This is a genomic window from Sphingobacterium faecium (genome assembly GCF_003054045.1).
GTDB lineage: Bacteria > Bacteroidota > Bacteroidia > Sphingobacteriales > Sphingobacteriaceae > Sphingobacterium > Sphingobacterium faecium.
In genome coordinates this window covers 231099-248998 of sequence record NZ_QBKH01000001.1, presented here as the reverse complement: position 1 = coordinate 248998, position 17900 = coordinate 231099, and the positions used below count along the sequence as shown (strand labels likewise).

Here is a 17900-nt window from a genome sequence, read left to right as displayed (position 1 = left end):
TTTTAGATCGATACTTAAGATTGATCTTTTACATAAATGATTATTATGGACATTGTGAAAAATACCGACTTCATTCATTTCCAGAGTGAAAGAAATGAAAAAGGAATGGTATTCATCAGCCCAAGTTATACTGCTGATACCCCCAAAGGAAAAAGCCTTGATCTTTTGGAAGAATTTGTAGCTGTTCTGACAAAAAATATCGAGGATGCTGAAGTGAAAGGAATAATCTTCACTCCCCCACTTGACAAACAAGGAATCGACTATGAAATATTGCTTAATCTAGCAAAAGAAGCATATCCCTTTAAAAAGCGGTTAACATCGCTGATCAACACATGGGATCTCCTTCAAGAACAACGTAAACCTATCGTGGGGATCATAACCGATGATTGTCTGAGCCTACAGCTTACGACGATGCTCTGGGCACATTACCGCATTGCTTTAAGTGATGTAAAATTGGGATTCCCAGAAATAAAACAGGGTCTGTTTCCAGGATTGGGGGCTACGGTACTGGCGACGCAATTACTTCAATTAGAGGCGGCACTTCCCTTATTGACGCAAGGTGATAACCTATCAACTCATCAAGCCAAGTCGATAGGACTTATTGACGAAATCGTACCCGACGATGATGCTGCTATACAACATGCTCAAACCTGGATCCTCGAAAATCTCCATCATACTAGATCAAGATCTACAACTATAGGGGATGACGAACTTTGGAAAAAACTTTCTGATCCCATCAGAAAACGTCATGCTGGCCTTCGACCTAATATCGAAGGATGTCTACAAGTAATGGATAAGAGCAGGGATATTTCAAAAAAAGTAGCGCTAGAACTCGAAATTGAAAATTACATCAAGGTCCTTCAGGATCCCACAACATGGAGTATCATCCGCACACAATATGTTGCTGCTCAAGAAGCAATAAGTTCTTCCGGACCTGTAGACAACAGTTCGTACAGTCTCCAAAAAATAGCGATTTTGGGTGCTGGGATGATGGGATCTGGAATTGCTTTTGAAGCAGCCCGAGCGGGTATTGATGTCATCTTAAAAGACGTGACTCTACAGCAAGCAGAACAAGGAAAAGCCTATGCCGAAAAAGTATCGTCGAAATGGGTAACCTTGGGAAAAATGGATGAAGAAAAAAGACAGATACTCCTCTCCCGTATCTATCCTACAGATCAGGTTGACAATTTTGGTGAAGTGGATCTCATTATCGAAGCTGTATTTGAAGATAAAAAACTCAAAGCAGCAGTCAGTCATGAAACTCTTCCTTTTCTTAGTAAGAACGGTTTCTTTGCTTCCAATACCACATCCCTTCCGATCGGTGAATTGGCTTTGGTAAGTCCTCATCCAGAAAACTTTATTGGTCTGCATTTCTTTTCGCCTGTAGATCGTATGGCTTTAGTCGAAATCATTAGGGGAAAACAAACGAGCGAGCAAACACTAGCTAAAGCTTTAAAAGTCGTACGAAAACTGGAAAAGATCCCAATTATTGTTCATGATGGCCCTGCATTTTTTACCTCCCGGATTTTTTTCAATTATCTCTTGGAGGCGGTCACGATGTTGTTAGAAGGTATTCCGGCTGCATTAATTGATGAACAAGCGAAATATGCCGGATTTGCAGTTGGTCCTCTCGCGGTACTTGATGAGATATCGCTATCCCTGATGCTACATGTGTACGATCAGTTACCACATTTGCACCCCAGCCAAAAACGGTGCTACCATTATTTGAAAACATTAGTAGATGCAGGAAGAAATGGACGAAAATCAGGTCAGGGTTTTTATGATTATGATATGGGATCTGGAAAAAAAACAATCTGGTACGATAACACTTTACCCCTAATAGAACCCTTACCAAAATTGGAAACCATACAAAATAGGTTATTGCACGTGATGTCACTCGATAGTTACCGATGCTTAATAGAGGGCGTATTGGATCGCCCCATCGATGCTGATGTTGGCGCTACTTTAGGTATAGGATATCCTGTACATACAGGCGGAGTATTTGGTCATATGGATCAAGTGGGTCTTGAAAAATTTGTGAAGGACTGTCAAACTTTTACACCCTTAGGTGAGCAATGGATCATTCCTGAATCTCTCCAAAAGTTGGCTCAAGAAAACTACAGCTTCTACTCAGGACTACAGTCAAACTGGCCTGTTGAAAATAAAAATTAACACATAAAAAAGCCTGCTTATTCATTTGATAAGCAGGCCTTTTTTATGGACGATAGTGATCTAATAACGCAGTGACTAGTGACGCAGTAACAAAGCGAATTCCTAACTTTCTAACACTATAACCTCCTAACCTGTTAACCTTCTCACCTTATTTCATCATCAGATCAACCACTTGATTCACATCCATTTCAATAAAAGTATCGTAGTCCAATGTCGCATTCAAAATCTGTTTTTGTTGCTTATCTGCAAAGATACGAGCTAAATTAATCCTGTATTTTTCAATCAGTTTGGGAATTCCCTCATCGCGACGACGAGGATGACCTATTGGATATTCGACCAAGACCTCTGCGAGTACGGTACCATCGTTTAGCGTGACCGTAAGCCCATTGGCAATGGCTCTTTTTTCAGGATTATGGTAATCTTCTGTAAATTGAACATCTTCCACACAGCTCATTTTATCGCGCAATACATCGATACGTTGATCTGCTGCTACCTGATTTTCATAATCTTCCGCTGTCAATCGACCAAATAACAAGGGAACTGCAACCATATATTGTATGCAATGATCTCGATCAGCAGGATTGTGCAACGGTCCCTTCTTATCGATAATACGTATGGCTGCCTCATGGGTACGAATTTGAATATGGGCAATATCTGCTGCTGTTTTTCCAATAGCTTTGAGTTGATCGTATAATTGCATAGCTGCTTCAACTGCTGTCTGAGAATGAAATTCGGCTGGAAAAGAAATCTTAAACAGGATATTTTCCATCACGTAAGATCCGTAAGGTCGCTGAAATTTGAAAGCTTGTCCTTTAAAGGATACATCGTAAAATCCCCATACAGGCGCTGACAGTACCGAAGGGTATCCCATCTCTCCCGTTTGGGCCATTAATGCCAACTTCACCGCGCGAGATGTAGCATCACCGGCAGCCCATGATTTTCGGCTACCTGTGTTAGGTGCATGACGATAGGTACGAAGTGCCTGACCATCTACAAAGGCCAAAGAAATCGCATTGATCAACTCGTCTCGACTCAGTCCCAACAATTTTCCAACAACAGCCGTAGATGCCACCTTTACTAAAATCACATGGTCTAAACCGACTTTATTAAACGAATTTTCCAATGCCAATACGCCTTGGATCTCATGCGCCATGATCATGGCTTCCAGCACAACCTTCGCTTTCAAAGGCTTTTCTCCATGAGCAATCCGTGTTCTGCTCAACCAATCTGCGGTCGCTAAGATCCCTCCCAAATTGTCCGAAGGGTGCCCCCACTCGGCAGCTAACCAAGTATCATTAAAGTCTAACCAACGAATAATAGCTCCAATATTAAATGCTGCTTGAATCGGATCCAATTGATAAGAAGTACCTGGAACTTTGGCCCCATTGGGAACGATGGTACCCGGTACAACGGGTCCTAATAATTTGGTACAAGCGGGATAGGTCAACGCTTCAAACCCGCATCCTAATGTATCTAAAAAACAGTAAAATGCGGTTTTCCATGCCACTTTACTTTCGATGTTGTAATGAAGGACATAATCCGCAATATCAGCTAATACCTGATCTGCTTGCGGTCTGTCATTCGAAATTTGTGATGCCATTTTATTTATAAAAACTATAAGTGTATATATTAAATTATCGTGCTAATCCTCTGACTTGAAAGTATTTTTCACCTTTCAGAAATAGGAACAAAGGGTCTATTTTCAGGACCAATGTAGTGTGCACTCGGTCGAATGATCTTACCATCTTGTCGTTGTTCAAATACATGTGCCGACCATCCTGTAATCCGCGACAGCACGAATAAAGGCGTAAACATTTCGGTTGGGATCCCCATCAAATGGTAGGATACAGCAGAATACCAATCTAGATTTGGAAACATTTTCTTTTCCTCCCACATCACTGATTCCAAACGTTCGGCAATGGTATACAATGTCATATCACCTGCTTCTTCGGAAAGCTCTTTAGCAATCTGCTTGATTACTTGATTGCGTGGATCAGAGATCGTATAAACAGGATGTCCAAAACCAATGATTACTTCTTTATTGGCTAACCGTTTTCGAATATCAGCTTCTGCTTCGTCAGCATCGGCATACCGGCTCTGTATTTCAAAAGCAACTTCATTGGCTCCGCCATGTTTTGGTCCACGCAGTGCTCCAATAGCTCCTGCAATACTCGAATAAAGATCAGAACCAGTACCTGCTATCACACGTGCGGTAAAGGTTGAAGCATTAAATTCATGTTCTGCATACAGATTTAGAGATACCTGCATCGCCTTGACCCATGATGCTGGCGGGGGAGTTCCATGTAAAAGATGCAAAAAATGTGCACCTAAAGTTCCATCCGTTGTTTCAACGTCAATTTCACGTCCATGTTGGCTAAAATGGTACCAATATAGCAAAGCAGACGCCATGGAGGCCATCAAGCGATTGGCAATATCGCGTGCCCCTGCAATGGGATGACTCTCTTTTTCTGGTTGAATACTCCCAAATACGGAAACATAGGTACGAAGCACGTCCATCGCATGTGCTGTAGTTGGCAATTGTTTTAATACTTTTTGTATCGCAATCGGTAATCCACGCTGGCTAATTAACTGCGCTTGATAACTGGTGAGCTGTGCTTTGGTTGGTAAATTTCCATAAATCAACAAATACGCTACTTCTTCAAAACTAGCTTGTTCGGCAAGTTCCAAAATATCATAACCGCGATAGTGTAAATCGTTACCACTTTTCCCGACTGTGCTTAAAGCTGTATTGCCAGCTTCAACACCGGATAATGCGACGCTTTTCTTGGGTTTAAAACCCTTTTCATTTGTTTCTATCATCATGTTTACTATTGAACAATTGATCTAATCTATTTTCATATGCGTAATAATTAATGCTACGGTAGAGTTCTTCTCGCGTCTGCATATGGGGTATTACAGCAGCTTGCGTACCATCCTGTCGTATATGTTGGTATACATTTTCAGCTGCTTTATTTGCAGCTCTAAAAGCAGAAAGTGGGTATAGGATAATCGAAACATCCGCTTGGGATAACTCTTCTCGGGTGAACAGGGGCGTTTGACCAAATTCGGTGATGTTGGCTAAAATAGGAAGTTGAGTAGCGTCACTGAAACTTTTATATTGCTGCAAGTCATGTACAGCCTCAGCAAAAATAAAATCTGCACCTGCTTCTTTGTAAGCAACAGCCCTTTCCAATGCGGCTTCCAATCCTTCAGAGGCCAAAGCATCAGTACGGGCACCGATGACAAATGTACCATCCGTCCTGGCGTCTACTGCAGCCTTGATACGATCGACCATTTCTGCTTTTGACACTAATTCTTTTCCCGGTCGATGGCCACAACGTTTTGCTCCAACCTGATCTTCCATATGTACGGCGGCGGCACCAGCTTTGATCAAGGATTGAATGGTTCGGGCAATATTAAATGCCGATGGACCAAATCCAGTATCAATATCAACTAATAAAGGCAGTGTACATACATTGGTAATCCGTTGAACATCGACCAATACGTCTTCAAGTGTTGTGATCCCAAGATCAGGGATTCCTAAAGATCCAGCTGCAACGCCCCCTCCTGATAAATAAATGGCTTGGAAACCCGCCTGCTGGGCTAAAAGTGCATGGTTAGCATGGATAGTACCAACCACTTGTAATGGTTTTTCATTCTTGATCGCTTCTCTAAAAAGAAGACCTGCGGTTTTTATCATATAATTGGATCTTATCAAATTAGCTCGAAAGCCGAGCTGTAATGGATTAAACCTATTTGATTATTTTTCAAGGCTATTTTCAGCACTTTATCAGGTGTTGACCAGCCCCCCTTCCTGCTAAAGATAAGAAAAATAATAGTCGAAAATGCAAATTACCAAGATGAAATATAGTGAAATTGTATGCAGTACACAGTATAAACAGGAAGTAATAATAAGCTGATTTACAAATATTTTAACGACTTCAATCACGACTAAAAAAAAATCACATCAGCTTTTTGAATGTAAAAATATGATGGCATCGATAGTGCATGATTGATGACATTGGTCAAGGTAAAAATGACAATTTTGAGGGTAAGAAACGGATAACATCAAAACATCATCCTGTGCCTTATTAGTAATGGAAAATTAAACAGCTAAAAATTAAAAATAAATTGTTGCAGCGGTAACTTGTAAGTTAAAGCTAAAAAAAATAAAACTTTTGTTTTCTTTTACTGTTATATAATAAACAAGAATCGTTAATTATATAGAAAAACTTAAGACTCATGAAAAAATTAGCACTACTACTTACAATTATGGGGGGAATAGCTTTCGGTGCAAATGCTCAAAAAATCGAAACCATTCCACAAAGTTCAGCAGATGTTGGTACTGCCCCAATACAAAAGGGTAACTGGATGGTCGGTGGTTCCTTAGCGAATCTAGGTTATAGTTTTGAAGGAAAAGCGTTTAATATTAATGTACAACCAAGAGCTGGTTATTTCGTTTCTGATGGTATCGCTATTGGAGCTCAAGCTAACTTAGGTTTTATTGGTGTAAAAGGACATGACAACGAGTGGAATTACGGTATCGCACCATTCGTACGATATTATTTCCCTGAGGGTTCATCTTCATCAGGTCGCTTTTTTGGACAGGGAGATATCGGTATAGCTGGTAGCTCAGTTGGAAAAGGAGCTTCGTTGGCATTAGGAGCAAATCTAGGTTATGCCCACTTCATCACGAGAACAGTAGCATTGGAGGCGACTGTTGGCTATAACTATACAAAATCAAATGTAAACTTAGGTGAAAAAGCTTCTGGTTTAGGTGTAGGACTTGGTTTTCAAATCTACTTACCTGGACAGAGATAGCAAAACAGATTGCATAATTAAAATAGAAAAGGCATGTACAACGCGTACACGCCTTTCTAGCGTTTGACGCTTTTATTTAATAATTGGTAAAAATAAGATCTTAAATAATTCAGCACGAATTATTTAACTCCAAAATTGTTTTGAAAAAGTAGACTCCAATAGGTATCATCATCCTGCCTATCACGACATCATGATCCTAGGTTTAATGGTCATAACAGTCTGTTCGTGCCAGCTTGTCGCTGCTGGACAGCCCATAATTTCATTAAAATAAACATCAGAAACGACCTGTTCTTTTTCTATTCTCACCTCCAGATGAAATTTATTATGGAGATCATTTAAGATTTTTTGCTGATACTCTTCCCTCTCAGTTGCTGCTGGCAACGTGAGTTCATAGCAATAAAGATGATTCTCTTTCCAGATCTCATGATCACCACAGTCGTGATCGTGCACATAGTTACATCGATCGCAGTTGTATACAAAAATACGGGAGACAGGAAAAGTACCGGAAAGACCAAAGGCAAATAAATAAAACTCATAAATGGCCATGTTAACTAAGGAGATGCGGAGCACATCTGCTTGCTCATCTCGGACCACACAACTGTAAGAATCCAAATCTGCCAGTAGTGGAGTAAACTGCGAATAATAGCGTTCTTTAGGCTTTATCTTTAAAATACTTTTGAGCGGTTGTTCCCGATTATGGCATTGAAATTCTTTCGTTTGACGAGTCTTAAAGCGTTCTAGCAGTAATGTTTTCATTTTAATTATTTATAATTGGTTAACCTACCTGTTTAACAATCACCACAAAGCTGTCCCAATACCACATCTTTTTCCATCTTCATATGGCCAAAATCTATTTTTATTAAAAACCGACCCGCCTTCTTTATGCTAAAACAAGAGGTCTAAATACATAAGGCTATCATTGGCTTACCAAGAAAAAAATGCTATATTTATTGTGTCAAGAATAAATAGCATCTTGCTTTCTTTTTATCGCATTATTTGATAGCAAAGCAGGTCGGTAAAAATTCTAAGGTAGGCCACCACCATCCATAAGAAATTTATGCTGGATCATACAGCATGAAGGCGAAAACATGCTGTACAGGATGACCCCTTACCTATTCATTTTTAAAGATTCATAAATTTATTCTCGATAGCATTTTATGTTCTTTTGTAACTAATAATTGGAAAAAGAAATGAAGCTGAATATGAGATTGACATAGCCAGTAAATTTAGTTTGCATTTTCATAATTTAAAATTGGTAATTGGTGCTCGGCTTATCTTATTTTCATTTCATATTATTCGTAAAAACACACAGAATAAGCCACAAAATCACTTAGTAACAACTAAGTTAAACAAATATAATTACTTAGTATTTACTAAGCAAATATTTTTTAAATTATTATGTCTAAATCACTTATAGAATTTGAAATAGTCAATCTTGTTCGTAATAAAAGGAAAGATCTAAATATGAGTCAGGCTAAGCTTGCTTCACTGATACAGGTCTCTGCGGGCTATATTGGTCAAATAGAAATGAAAAATTCGGATAGTATGTATTCTTATGACCAACTGAATAGACTAGCACTTTTATTTAATTGTAGCCCTAAAGAATTTATTCCTGAAGAGCCTATTCCATTAATTGGTTCGGAAAACGACCCAGCTTAAGTCATGTCGACAAGCTACAAAAAGCAGCTATCAATACGTTAAAAAAACTGGCGAAATGATAAAAGGCATCCAATGGATGCCTTTTATCATATTATCAAGCCAAACGATATTTTTTACCAATAAATCGAATATAACGCAACCACAATCATCACAACCAGTAGTGACCCGATTACGAAACCGTTGTGCGCTTTAAACATTTTTGTATCGATTTCCAGTCCTTTAGGAACAATTCCGCGCTTGTTGTCAATTAAACTAATGATCACCATAAAGATGACACAGATGATGAATACAAAACTCATCCGGTCAATGAATGGAATTTCATAAATACCTGTAGCTGGATTTAATACTGAGAAACCTGTACTTGATAAAAAGGAAAGATCCATAAGATCGGGTAGTTTTTTGAAAAGTACGGATAAAATAAATCCACCAATAGTCGCAAACATCGCCGCATTTGAAGTTGTTTTTTTCCAGAAAAAACCTAGAATAAACATGGCGAAAATACCTGGAGAAACAAATCCTGTATATTCTTGGATATATTGGAATCCTTGTTTTCCTTCTCCCATCAATGACTCTCCCAAAATAAGTGCTAGACCAGTACCTAAGAACATCGAAACAATGACAGCAATTTTACCAACATTGACCAAATTCTTTTCAGAAGCATCTTTATTAATTGCTTTTTGATAGATATCTAAGGTGAAGATAGTCGCAATACTATTCGCTTTTCCTGCTAAAGATGCAACTATAGCAGCTGTTAAAGCAGCGAAAGATAAACCTTTTAAACCTGCTGGAAGTAGTGTCAGCAATGCTGGATATGCTTTATTTGGATCTTGCGCTCCGGTTGAAGTCAATAAACTTGAAGAATCGATAGCTCCTAAATTTTTATTGACGATGTAGTAGACAGCTATACCTGGTATGACTACGATCACCGGCATCAATAGTTTTAAGAAGGCGGCGAATAATAGACCATTTCTTGCTGTAGGCAAGGAAGCTCCTAATGCACGCTGTGTGATATATTGATTACAGCCCCAATAGCTTAAGTTTGCGATCCACATACCCCCGATCAAGACACTGATACCTGGCAGATCCATATAATTTGGATTATCCGTTTTGAATATCATATGAAAATGCTCTGGAGCATCATTATGTAAGGTGGTGAAACCTGCCAATACCCCATTGCCATCTGATATAATATTTAACGCCAAGTACGTCGCGACTAAACCTCCTAATACCAAGAAAAATACCTGAATAACGTCTGTATAACCGATTACCTTCATTCCTCCTAATGTAATAATGATGGCAAAAACAGCTAACAACATAATACATAAGGTCAAATCTAATCCAGAAATACCGCTAATAGCAACAGCTCCAAGATAAAGGATAGACATTAAATTGACCACAATATAGAGCATCAACCAAAACACAGCCATAATCATCGCTACCGTACCATTATAGCGCTGGTTGAGGAACTGGGGCATCGTGAATATCTTATTTTTAAGATAGACAGGCATAAAGAAAATAGCCACAACGATCAAGGTTATGGAAGCCATCCATTCATACGCAGCAATCGCTAGTCCCATTTTAAATCCGGAACCGCTCATCCCAATAAATTGTTCTGCAGAAATGTTTGACGCAATTAATGAAGCACCGATTGCCCACCAGGTCAATGATCCCTCTGCTAGGAAATAATCCTTTGCACCCTCTGAAGCTGACTTCTTTTTGTAGTATATCCACAAACCATAAGAAGCAACAATTATAAAGTATACAAAAAATACAATATAATCCTTCGTACTTAAAATAGTATTCATTATGTAAGATTAATTAGATTTATTTATGAAATTGAGGCTAAATATATAAATATTTATTTCAGAAATTCATATTTATTGAAGTAAAATCCCATTGCTACCGATTTCAAGTATTTAACAATAGTTGGCTTTTAGTGTTTCTTTGTCAATTTTCTTTGTATTTTTGCACAATAATGTCAAAAATATCCTCAAATAGAGTTATTCGCTATACCTCTCTGGTGATGCTTTTCATCATACAATTATTGTTTTTATTAGCGATTTTTAAAGAAAACAATTCCACTATTGCGCTATCGTTCTTCATTGTTCTGATTTCATTTCTATTACTCTATTCATTTTTTAAGTCGCCTGTCCATCATCATAAATTTACTTACGAAAAAGTTTATATTGCGGTATGGGTACCTATTGGGGCTGTCAGCTGTTATTTCTTAAATCATCAGTTTGGTTTAGGTTCCGTCTTTTCAGCTAGTTTGGTTGGCTTAGCTGGGGCGCTAATCCCGTATCTGAATAAAAAGTCAGACTACCTATCGCACCTACCCCCTGCTATTTACTGTGGCTCATTTGTTGGAATGTCCAATACTAAAGTAGCACACGATATTTATTTTATCCTAGCAGCCAGTATTTGTACAGCAGTGCTATTGATCATATCAAAAAGTTTGTTGAATGGAGTTGGGGGCAAGTTAGGAACACTTGCTTTTGCCGGAGTTGCCATTACCTATCTGATATTATTTCTATTTTCAAGATCATGATCTATACAGCAATCCTTATCTTTACTGGAATATTCGGAAGTTTACTGACTTATTATTTTAATAATAAACTGAAACTGGGAGGTGTTCTCTCCTCTTCCCTACTGAGCAGCATAGTAGCTGGATTTGTTCACTTTTTCCCTTCTTATATCCCTCTAGAATTGGTGAATCATATTCCACTGATTTTTATCGGTTCATCTTTTGTTGGTATGGTTTCGAGCAATCAATTGTCTACCTTTATCGGTGTTTCCCTATCTGGCCTCGTCTACAGTGTGATCTATATCAATACCAGCAAATTTTTTGATGGTTTTGGAGGTGCTTTAGGGACTTCTGCCTGTATCTCGCTATTGGTCATCATGAGTATACCATATCTACGATCCAATCATAAAATGACCCTGGGTTTCTTTCAGCTTCGTAGCATGATGTTCAAGGAAAAAAGAAGAAAACATCATCACAAGAAATTGCGTTGACTGATTTCTTGTGATCCATCTTATCTTTATCCTATCTCATCGGATAACAAAGACTCTTGATTACTTAAAGAACTTAATAAAAAACGATCTGAATACTGTTATTTTTATCGAAGATAAAAATAACAGTATTCAGATCGTCATCAATAAGATCACTTAAAAAGAATTGGTAAAAGCAACTTAAAGTCTTACCCGATTATCATCGCCTGTGTAATCCATAAAAATATCATTATCTAAAACAACTTCTTTTACCGGACCTTTTGTTTTTAGTTTTAACGCTATTGAATTTTGATTCTTTTCCCATACTTGTGGGGTAAAATGAACTTTTTCTTGTTGACCATCTGCATAATGCAAAATCACATCAAATGGAATTGCAAAACCTCCCACATTTTGAATATGTAACGTCATGATTTTATTTTTCTGATTTACCTTCTCCAACTTCAAATCAATATAATGATTACTGAAATACCAATTGTTCCAAAACCAATTCAGATTTTTCCCAGCACCTGTATTAAAAGAGTAGAAATAATCCCAGGGAGTTGGATGCTTGCCATTCCAGTTGTCCATATAATGATGTAAAGCTTTTTTGAAGAGTTCATCTCCCAAATAATCTTTCAATGCCAAATAGGACAATGCCGATTTGATATAGGCATTATTACCATAACCTTTGCCACTTAACTGCGAGGATAAAGATATCAATGGTTGATCCTGTTCGGTGGCAGGATCTTGAATCCATCCTTGCACACGAAATTCTTTAAATAACTGCTTCGCCGCCTCTTCACCATTCTCTTCTATTCCAATCAATAACTCCAAAGCGGTTGCCCAGCCTTCATCCATAAATGCATAGCGGGTTTCATTAGTACCCATATAAAAAGGAAAGTATGTATGTGCTATTTCATGATCTACTGTTTGCCTTGCATCCATAAAATTATCTGGTACACTGCTATCATTGACCATCATTGGATATTCCATATCAGCAAATCCTTGCACAGCAGTCATGGTTGTAAATGGATACTCTACTCCAGGCCAATTTTTAGAGAACCAATCTATGCAATAACGTTCCCAATCCACATATTGTTCAAAATCTTTGGTACCATCTCGATATGCTGCCTGTACACTGACTCTTTTGGTCTTCAATTGTACACTAGAAGCATCCCAAACATAATGATTACTCAAAGCAAAGCAAAAATCGGAAATATGATCAGCCTTAAACTTCCACCTATTCCAATCCTGTTGTTTTGTAACGCGCTGGCCTTGCATTTCTTTTAAACTCGCGACTTGAACGACTTCATCGGTGTTTAATGATTTTTTAAAGCGGTCCATTATTGCTGTCTGCAAAACCTCTTCAGGATTTAAAAAGCTTCCTGTAGCCCAGACCACATAATTTTTAGGTACTCGGATTTCAACTTGATAATCGTTGAAATCATGATAAAATTCTTGACGGCCATTATGCTCTAACATATCCCATCCATTATAATCGTCATAAACAGCAATACGCGGATATGCATAAGCGCAATAATATGTTCCAGGATCGATTTGTCCCTCACGGTCACTTGATAATGACAAGGGGTATTCCCATTCCATTTCAACCTTTACAGTTGATTTGGCATCTATGTTTTTTTTCAATATCACCCGATTGGCGGTTGTCCAATCCTTACTATCAATCTGGTATACCTGACCATCCAATTTAAATGACTTCAACTTCAATCCGGAAGTAAGAAAATCTGTACTGACGTCTGATGCTCTTGCTGCAGTGGGTTTATGAACGTTATTAGCAAAGTGAATAACGAGATCACGCAAGGCATGGGGACTATGGTTTTCATACACAATATATTCCTTGCCAGACACTATTTTTGTTTCTGGATCAACAGTTACCTGGATGTTGTATTGTCCTCTATTTTGCCAGTACTTGGCACCTGGAGCTCCCGTTAAACTTCGGGTCTCATTTTGGTATGCCTGTTTGATATGACGCGGTGTGTAAAGCTCCTGCGCATGTGCTAAAATGCTAGAAGTGAAAACGTATACTAAACTAAAGAGAATCTTAATTTTCATGTAATGGATTTTTTTGTTAAAGATAAGGAGTTAGATAACGCCGTACAACTCAGATAACCTGCCTATATGAAAAATTAGTAACCAAGAAATATCATAATTCTTTCTTTTAACTATATTTGTAGACTATCTGTACGAATAAAATCCGATAAAATTTATAAAAAATAGGCACTATAAACTTGATAAATGAAAAAACAGCTACTTAAATTCAACACATTTGACATCTCAATAGCCGGTTTAGCGCTTTTTTTCATCACTTTCATTAATCCTACTCAAGCTCAAGTTACACTTGTATCGGATTCGTCACGTGTTGAATCCCAATCCAACTATGTGCAGCATAAAATTGATTCCAACTCCACCTATCAATACGATATTTCGGATTTATTTCGTAATATTCTTCATCCTAAGAAAGAACGAAATCCAAATAAAAAACGTTCAGGAATTACCCTCATGCCAGGAATTGCGCTAAATCCAACCATTGGAGCCCAAATTGGGATCAAAGGTGTAGCAGGCGTTGTATTGGGAGATAAAGCAAATACCATGATGTCAACTGCAGCATCGACAGCTTCTGTTACAACAAAAGGTATTCTCGTGTTTTACGTCAGTCACAACATCTATACAAAAGAGAATAAATGGAATATTCAAGGAGGATGGGCTATTGTTAAAATGGTCAATCCAGACGCAGGTTTAGGGATGACAAAAACATTTTCGGGGCAAAGCGACGATGATATCCTGACCAATCCAGACAAGAACATGTTTGTATATAAATACACTTCATTCAGTATCAATGAAAAGTTATATAAACGCGTTTCTGATAATCTTTTTCTAGGTGCCGGGTTTGCGTTCGATATTCGCAAAAATATCACAGCATCAACGGAAAATAACGACAACCCGAACTATGTCTATAGCCAGCGTTATGGATTTAATCCGGAAAAATACAATTCCAATGGTCTGCTATTCAATGTGCAGTACATGACCCGCGACAATCCAAATCGTGCTTATAAAGGGATATATTCGGACATCGGGATACGGATGAACCAAGAGTGGATGGGTAGTAGTAAAAATGCCATACAACTTACGACCGATTTTAGAAAATACTTCAGCCTTTCGGAGGAAAACCCAGAGCATGTACTTGCCTTTTGGAACTATGGTTCATACCGAATATCGGGAAGACTCCCGTACTTAGATCTGCCGGGAACTGCAAAAGATAATTCGCTGAGATCAGGAAGGGGCTATACCCTCGGTTTTTTCAAAGGACTATCATACTTCTATAATGAAGCTGAATATCGTTTCCCGATCCTTCGAAACAAATTTATTAGTGGTGCCACATTTTTCAATATTCAATCTACGAACAATGATATGGACAGCAAACTGTTTAAATCATGGCGGGCTGCGGGTGGTGCAGGCTTACGCATTCTATTTAATAAAGCGACCCGCACGAATCTATGTATTGATTATGCTATAGGAGGATATCATCAAAGAGGTGTGTTCTTAGGACTCAATGAAACTTTTTAAAAAAGGCTTAATGGAAGTTTTTCATTATTTTAGAGCAAATATTTTGAGACCCTATGCCTGTGATTAAATCTGTTTTATCCTGTTTATTATTTATTCCGACGTGCCTCTACGCCCAAGATGCAAAAAAAGACACGATCACTTCCTATCAATTAGAAACAGCGAAAGTTTCAGGTTATTTGACAGAACAACCTTTACTGACCACGCCAAGCTCGGTATCAATACTTGGTCAAAAAGCAATTCTTAGTCAAAATAGTGCCACTTTACTATCGGGTTTAAATACCGTCCCAGGTTTACGCATGGAAGAACGATCGCCCGGTAGCTATCGTTTGGCACTACGTGGGAGCCTCATCCGTTCGCCATTTGGTATCCGAAATGTAAAAATATATAGCGATGAATTTCCCCTTACAGATGCTGGCGGAAATACCTACCTGAATCTGATCGATCCGGCCTCAATAGCACAGGTAGAAGTGCTCAAAGGACCTGATGGTTCCATTTTTGGACCTAATTCGGGCGGTGTCATGATCATAAAACCCAACGGCTTTCAAAAAGATGGAGAATCTAAAACTGCAATGAATTTGGCGGGTGGCTCTTTCGGTTTTGCACAGCAGCAATTTTCTACTCTTCAACATATCAATAAAAAATATCGTTTTTCCTTTGATCAAAGTTTTACACGATCGGATGGCTATAGAGAGCAGACAGCATTAAATAAAAAAACTTTTCAGACAGCACATTACTGGGATTATACACCAATAGCCAGTCTAAAATTATTGGCGCTTTATAGTGATTTAAACTACCAGACACCGGGTGGACTCACACTAGAACAATATCAAGAAAACCCACGTGCAGCAAGACCTGCAACAGCAAACGCTCCATCTGCAAAACAACAAAAAGCAGCTATCGACAATAAAACTCTATACGCAGGACTATCTCATAAAATCAAAATCGGGGATAGACTGAGCAATACAACTACTATTTTTGGTTCTTCATCCAAAGTTGAAAATCCATTTATTACCAATTACGAATTTAGGGACGAGCGCAATCTAGGTTACCGAAGTTATTTTTCTTATGAATCCCAAGATCAATGGAACTGGCAATTGCAAGTTGGTACAGAAGGTCAAAAGGGCTGGTATGATATCGCTAACTATAATAACCATGGTGGTACCCCTACCGATCTTCAAGCTGAGGATAAATTGGAGAATTGGCAACATTTTTATTATGCAAGGGCTAAAATGATCATTGCCAAGAAGTGGACAGTAGAAGGAGCTATTGGATTAAATAAAAATCAAGTTGCTTATAAACAATTGCATCCTACGGTTTCATTACAAAAGGACCAAATATCGTTCGGAACGACTTGGATGCCCAAGATGTCCACATCCTATTTGTTGACACCAAATTTTGCGATACGTGGTTCTATATCCTCCGGATTTTCAGCTCCAACCATTGCTGAAATCCGATCTTCAGATAATCGGATCAATACAGAACTAAAACCCGAGTCTGGTTACAATCAAGAGATTGGCTTAAGATGGGAATGGATGAACCGTCGCCTTATCACTGATATATCCTACTATCAGTACAAAATGAATAATGCCATCATTCGACAATTGAATGAGAATGCTGTCGAATATTATCAGAATGCGGGCAAGATCAAACAAAAAGGAATCGAGAGTTCGATCACAGGTTTTATCGTGACACCGTCTACGGCAAATCATGTTGTAAAATCACTCTATATCAATTCTAGTTTGACCTACCATCATTATCGATTTGGAACTTATCAAGTAGGAAAAGACAGCTATGACAACAACAAACTTACGGCTGTGCCCGATTGGATTATTGTACATACACTTCAGCTCGATCTTGCTCATCAGATTGGCTTTAATCTGCAGCATAATTACACCTCAAAAATGCCGTTAAATGATGCTAATACAGCCTTTGCAGAATCTTTCCATCTGATTCAAGCAAAAATGCAGTGGGGTTTTAAATTTTCAACGAATCTACAGGCTAACCTTTATCTTGGTGTTGACAATTTGTTGAATGAAAAATATAGCCTCGGCAACGATATCAACGCTTTTGGTGGTCGATATTATAATGCAGCACCTACTCGAAACTTTTTTGCTGGACTAAAATTGAGTTATTAGATGAAAGAGAACTATGCTATTAAAAAACTTGCTGATGGTACTCCTATTCCTTATGAGCTATTGTTGCTCGCGGATGAAACCAAAGAAGCTATAAACAAGTATATTTTTGATTGCACCATCTTTACCTTAATCAAGGAAAAGTCAAATGATCTGGTTGGAGTCATGGCGATCGTACATTTAGATCAAGATACTGTTGAGCTGAAAAATATTGCAATTGCGCCCCAGGAACAGTCCCAGGGTTTTGGAACTGATTTATTATCTTTCTTAAAATCTTACGCACGAGATCAGCATTGTCAACAGATATGGGTAGGGACCGCTGATATCGGACACCTACAGCATCGATTCTATTTGCGCAATGGATTTGAGATGGATCATATCCGTAAGAATTTCTTTTTGGACCATTACACTGCCCCTATTATAGAGAACGGGATACAAATGAAGCATATGCTTGTTTTTTCATACTGTTTAAAAACGCGTACAAATTAAGCATAGAATATCGTTAATCTAAACATTTATATATACCTTTAAAAATACTAG

General features: G+C 38.3%; 14 protein-coding genes. 8 read left to right on the top strand and 6 right to left on the bottom strand.

Going from position 1 to position 17900, the window contains the following annotated elements; all coding sequences use genetic code 11:
* The first annotated feature begins 45 nt into the window (after window positions 1–45).
* Window positions 46–2172, top strand: a complete 2127-nt coding sequence (locus tag C8N37_RS01130) for a 3-hydroxyacyl-CoA dehydrogenase NAD-binding domain-containing protein (RefSeq protein ID WP_108157749.1) — start codon at window positions 46–48, stop codon at window positions 2170–2172.
* 148 nt (window positions 2173–2320) lie between these two features.
* Here the strand turns inward: C8N37_RS01130 and C8N37_RS01125 are convergent, their stop codons facing one another.
* The 3 genes from C8N37_RS01125 to prpB form a co-directional block, all read right to left on the bottom strand.
* Complete coding sequence (locus tag C8N37_RS01125) at window positions 2321–3772, bottom strand: bifunctional 2-methylcitrate dehydratase/aconitate hydratase (RefSeq protein WP_108157164.1); 1452 nt, start codon at window positions 3770–3772, stop codon at window positions 2321–2323.
* 68 nt (window positions 3773–3840) lie between these two features.
* Entirely contained in the window at window positions 3841–4995 is a 1155-nt protein-coding gene (gene prpC, locus C8N37_RS01120; protein WP_108157163.1) for a bifunctional 2-methylcitrate synthase/citrate synthase, read from the bottom strand.
* Window positions 4976–5872, bottom strand: a complete 897-nt coding sequence (gene prpB, locus C8N37_RS01115) for a methylisocitrate lyase (protein ID WP_108157162.1) — start codon at window positions 5870–5872, stop codon at window positions 4976–4978. The genes prpC and prpB overlap by 20 nt, the downstream gene beginning before the upstream one ends.
* Before the next feature lie 542 nt (window positions 5873–6414).
* Between prpB and C8N37_RS01110 the strand changes: the two genes are divergently transcribed.
* On the top strand, window positions 6415–6993 hold the full coding sequence (locus C8N37_RS01110; protein WP_108157161.1) for a hypothetical protein: 579 nt from the start codon (window positions 6415–6417) through the stop codon (window positions 6991–6993).
* Between the two features lie 180 nt (window positions 6994–7173).
* Here the strand turns inward: C8N37_RS01110 and C8N37_RS01105 are convergent, their stop codons facing one another.
* Window positions 7174–7749, bottom strand: coding sequence for a hypothetical protein (locus tag C8N37_RS01105; RefSeq protein ID WP_108157160.1), 576 nt, complete (start codon window positions 7747–7749; stop codon window positions 7174–7176).
* A 642-nt stretch (window positions 7750–8391) separates the two neighbouring features.
* Here C8N37_RS01105 and C8N37_RS01100 point away from each other — a divergent pair.
* Window positions 8392–8652, top strand: coding sequence for a helix-turn-helix domain-containing protein (locus C8N37_RS01100; protein ID WP_108157159.1), 261 nt, complete (start codon window positions 8392–8394; stop codon window positions 8650–8652).
* A gap of 113 nt (window positions 8653–8765) precedes the next feature.
* Here C8N37_RS01100 and C8N37_RS01095 read toward each other — a convergent pair whose 3' ends face one another.
* Window positions 8766–10457, bottom strand: coding sequence for a sodium/sugar symporter (locus C8N37_RS01095; RefSeq protein WP_108157158.1), 1692 nt, complete (start codon window positions 10455–10457; stop codon window positions 8766–8768).
* Window positions 10458–10627: 170 nt separating this feature from the next.
* Between C8N37_RS01095 and C8N37_RS01090 the strand changes: the two genes are divergently transcribed.
* Window positions 10628–11200: a hypothetical protein gene (locus C8N37_RS01090; RefSeq protein ID WP_244914307.1), complete on the top strand. Its 573-nt coding sequence runs from the start codon at window positions 10628–10630 to the stop codon at window positions 11198–11200.
* Complete coding sequence (locus C8N37_RS01085) at window positions 11197–11667, top strand: hypothetical protein (RefSeq protein WP_244914306.1); 471 nt, start codon at window positions 11197–11199, stop codon at window positions 11665–11667. Before C8N37_RS01090 ends, C8N37_RS01085 begins: the two co-directional genes overlap by 4 nt.
* Window positions 11668–11844: 177 nt before the next feature.
* On the opposite strand, the gene C8N37_RS01080 is transcribed toward C8N37_RS01085, so the two are convergent.
* On the bottom strand, window positions 11845–13716 hold the full coding sequence (locus C8N37_RS01080) for a M1 family metallopeptidase (RefSeq protein ID WP_108157157.1): 1872 nt from the start codon (window positions 13714–13716) through the stop codon (window positions 11845–11847).
* Between the two features lie 183 nt (window positions 13717–13899).
* On the opposite strand from C8N37_RS01080, the gene C8N37_RS01075 reads away from it, so the two are divergent.
* The 3 genes from C8N37_RS01075 to C8N37_RS01065 are packed head-to-tail and all read left to right on the top strand — an operon-like array spanning window position 13900 to window position 17849.
* On the top strand, window positions 13900–15228 hold the full coding sequence (locus tag C8N37_RS01075; RefSeq protein WP_108157156.1) for a BamA/TamA family outer membrane protein: 1329 nt from the start codon (window positions 13900–13902) through the stop codon (window positions 15226–15228).
* Window positions 15229–15281: 53 nt separating this feature from the next.
* Window positions 15282–17363: a TonB-dependent receptor gene (locus C8N37_RS01070; RefSeq protein WP_108157155.1), complete on the top strand. Its 2082-nt coding sequence runs from the start codon at window positions 15282–15284 to the stop codon at window positions 17361–17363.
* Entirely contained in the window at window positions 17364–17849 is a 486-nt protein-coding gene (locus tag C8N37_RS01065) for a GNAT family N-acetyltransferase (protein WP_108157154.1), read from the top strand.
* Window positions 17850–17900 lie beyond the last annotated feature (51 nt).